Source organism: Micromonospora sp. NPDC049580, from assembly GCF_040675595.1.
Classification (GTDB): Bacteria; Actinomycetota; Actinomycetes; order Mycobacteriales; family Micromonosporaceae; genus Micromonospora.
Genome location: NZ_JBFAPG010000627.1, coordinates 1 through 2954, shown reverse-complemented (window position 1 = coordinate 2954; position 2954 = coordinate 1). Strand labels below are relative to the sequence as shown.

General features: G+C 73.9%; 3 protein-coding genes and 2 pseudogenes. 2 read left to right on the top strand and 3 right to left on the bottom strand.

Annotated features, from left to right (window positions below; translation table 11 throughout):
* Positions 1-21 precede the first annotated feature (21 nt).
* Positions 22-504, bottom strand: coding sequence for a hypothetical protein (locus AB0J68_RS30160; RefSeq protein WP_363942034.1), 483 nt, complete (start codon positions 502-504; stop codon positions 22-24).
* Between the two features lie 222 nt (positions 505-726).
* Between AB0J68_RS30160 and AB0J68_RS30155 the strand changes: the two genes are divergently transcribed.
* A complete protein-coding gene (locus AB0J68_RS30155; protein WP_363942032.1) occupies positions 727-900 on the top strand; it encodes a hypothetical protein in 174 nt (57 codons plus the stop codon).
* Between the two features lie 128 nt (positions 901-1028).
* On the opposite strand, the gene AB0J68_RS30150 is transcribed toward AB0J68_RS30155, so the two are convergent.
* A complete protein-coding gene (locus AB0J68_RS30150) occupies positions 1029-1964 on the bottom strand; it encodes an LD-carboxypeptidase (RefSeq protein WP_363942030.1) in 936 nt (311 codons plus the stop codon).
* 153 nt (positions 1965-2117) lie between these two features.
* Between AB0J68_RS30150 and AB0J68_RS30145 the strand changes: the two are divergent.
* Positions 2118-2846 (top strand): annotated as a pseudogene (locus tag AB0J68_RS30145) (type 1 glutamine amidotransferase); the annotation flags it as partial.
* A gap of 19 nt (positions 2847-2865) precedes the next feature.
* Here AB0J68_RS30145 and AB0J68_RS30140 read toward each other — a convergent pair.
* Positions 2866-2954, bottom strand: a pseudogene (locus tag AB0J68_RS30140) (type 1 glutamine amidotransferase); the annotation flags it as partial.

Here is a 2954-nt window from a genome sequence, read left to right as displayed (position 1 = left end):
GTCGGAGGCCGACCTGTCGGGCTACTTGCCCGGCATACCCGCGGGAGCGCCGTGGCCGTCCGGCCCACGGTCGCCGCCCGGCCCACGGTGGCCGCCGCCGGGGCCAGGGAAGACGCCGGCCTCGACGGCCTTGGTGATGGCGTCGGCCTGCTCCTGGGTGAGCTTGCCGTCCTTGACCGCCTGGTCCAGCCGCTCCTTGAGCGCGGCCTGCCGGTCCTCGGCGGACGGGCGCGCCGGACGATCGGCGGGCCGGTGCTGCTCGCGGACCTTCTCCAGCGCGGCGGTCACCTTGTCGGTGGGGACACCCAGCTCCTTGGCGAGCGCCTCGGCGAACTCACCCTGCCGGTCGGCCTTCGCCCCGGGAGCGGGGGCGGCGTTGGCGCTCGGGGTCGGCGTCGGGGTGTCCGCGGCGAACGCGATCGTCGGGGCGGCGATCCCCACGCCGAGGACGCCCGCGGTGGCCAGGCCGGCCAGCAGGTGCTTCCTACGGATGGTGCGGGACATGCAGTCCTCCAGAAAAGTCGGTGATGCGGCAATGTCGTCACCGACAGTGACCGGCGATTCTGGGCACGACCCGTGGCGACCCTGTCAGCGAGCTGAAAATCGAGCAGCGGGCTGCCCGTCGAGCAGCGGGCTGCCGATCGTGGCGGTGCGCGGGGAAATCGGTTGTGTCGTCGTTGGTCAGGCGGTCAGGGTTGGTGGCCGCCAACGGAGGGACACCTCGCGATGACCGTCGAGATTCGGGAGATTCCTCTCACCGGGTCGGACACCGGCCCGTACGGCATCACGGTTGGGACCGACGGCGCGTTGTGGCTGACGCTGGTCCAGGCCGGCGGGATCGCCCGCCTGGGGCCCGACGGCGAGACGGAGTCTGGGCAGCCCTGGAGATCGGCGCAGTAGCCCACCTGACCCCCACCCCCTGACCCTGGTGATCAAGAGGTTTGCGTCACGATCCGGCCCGAAAATGACCCAAACCTCTTGATCACCGGGGCGGGAGGCGGGCCGGGCGGAAGGGTGGGAGGCGGGGGCTAGCGGACGGCGGGGGTGGCCGTCAGGGTTCCGGTGTCGGTGTCCAGGGTTGCGGTGGTGCCTACCGGGACGGTCAGCTGGTCGGGGCCGTGGCCGATGGGGAGGCCGCCGAGGACCGGTACGCCCAGGTCGCCGAGGCGTTCGGTGAGGACGTCGACGATCGTGGTCTCCCAGCCGTCGCCGCAGTCGGTGAACTGCCCGACCGCCACACCGGCCAGCCCGTCCAACGCTCCGGCGCGGCGCAGGTGGGTGAGCATCCGGTCGACCTTGTACGGGGGCTCCTGCACGTCCTCGATCAACAGCACGGCACCGGTCAGATCGGGCAGGTCCGGAGTGCCGATCGACGCGGCGATCAGGCACAGGTTGCCGCCCAGCAGGGTGCCGGTGGCGCGCCCCGGCACCCGTACGCCGAAGGTCTCCTCGGTGGGCACCGCCTCGACGGTCACCGGCTCGGTGGTCATCAGCGCCGCGTGCAGGGACTCGGCGGAGCGCAGCGACGTCCGCTCGTCCCGCCAGGCGGCCCCCGGGCCGTGCACCCCGGCCAGCCGGGCGCCCCGCCACAGGGCGAGCTGCAACGCGGTGATGTCCGAGAAGCCGGCCACCACCTTCGGGTCGCGGCGGACGGCGGCCATGTCGATGGCGTCCACTATCCGCTGGGCGCCGTACCCGCCCCGGGTGCAGATCACGCCGCGCACCTTCGGGTCGGCGAACGCCGCGTTCAGGTCGGCGGCCCGCAGGTCGTCGGTGCCGGCGAGGTAGCCGTGGCGGGCGTACGCGTTCGGCGCCGGCACCGGCCGCAGGCCCCACCCGGTGAGCAGCTCCATCCCCCGGGCGACCCGCTCCGGCGAGGTCGGCCCGGACGGTGACACCAGCAGCACCGTGTCCCCGGGGCGCAGGACGGGCGGGCGGACGACTGCCGAATCCTCGTTGATCACAACCGCAGAGCCTAACGACACCGCGGAGCCTGACGAGCAGCGAACGCCGGCCGTCGACGCCGGTGCGCCCGCCGGCCAGCAACCCCGGCGCGCGGCGCGGGGATCCGAGTGGCGGGGCGTGGCGCTGCGGGACGTACCGGCTAGCCTCGACGCGTGGCAACCGCGCTGGTGATCGAGAACGACCCGACGGACGACGCACGCCGGTTGGGTGAGTGGCTGACCGAGGCTGGGCTGGAGCTGTGGGTGGTCCGCCCGCACGCCGGCGACGAGCTCCCCGCCGACCTGGAGGGGTACGCGGCGCTTGTGGTGCTCGGCGGCGACCAGCAGGCGTACCCGCTGCCGGACGGCTCGCCCGGCGCACCCTGGTTCCCGGCCGTGGAGGGGCTGCTGCGCAAGGCGGTCCGGTACCGCGTGCCCACCCTGGCCGTCTGCCTGGGCGCGCAGCTGCTCGCCACCGCGCACGCCGGGCTGGTCGAGCGGAGCCCGTCCGGGCCGGAGATCGGCCCCGGCGTGGTCGGTCGGCGTGACGCCGCGGAGGGCGACCCGCTGTTCCGGTACGTGCCGCTGATCCCGGACGTGCTCCAGTGGCACTCCGACGAGATCACCGAGCTGCCCCGGGGCGCCACCCTGCTGGCGGCCTCCACCCGGTATCCGCACCAGGCGTTCCGGCTCGGCGACCGGGCCTGGGGGCTGCAGTTCCACATCGAGTGCGACACCGCGATGATCGCCGACTGGGCCACCGACTCGGCCCAGCTCGCGGAGCTGGGCTACGACCCGGAGCTGGTCGTGGCGGCCTGCGACTCGGTGATGGTCGACGTCGAGGAGGTCTGGCAGCCGTTCGCCGCCCGGTTCGCGGCGCTGGCCCTCGGCGAGCTGGACGACAGCACGACGCGGCGGGGCCTGCCGCGAACCGGGCGGCGAACGGCTGCCAGACCTCCTCGACGTCGACCATCACCGAGTCGCAGGCCGCCACGACCAGCTCCGGGTCGT

What these genes read in the sequence shown, in the direction of transcription:
- AB0J68_RS30155 (WP_363942032.1), top strand. Translation starts at nt 727, where the DNA reads ATGACCGTCGAGATTCGGGAGATTCCTCTCACCGGGTCGGACACCGGC.
- AB0J68_RS30160 (WP_363942034.1), bottom strand. Translation starts at nt 504, where the DNA reads ATGTCCCGCACCATCCGTAGGAAGCACCTGCTGGCCGGCCTGGCCACC.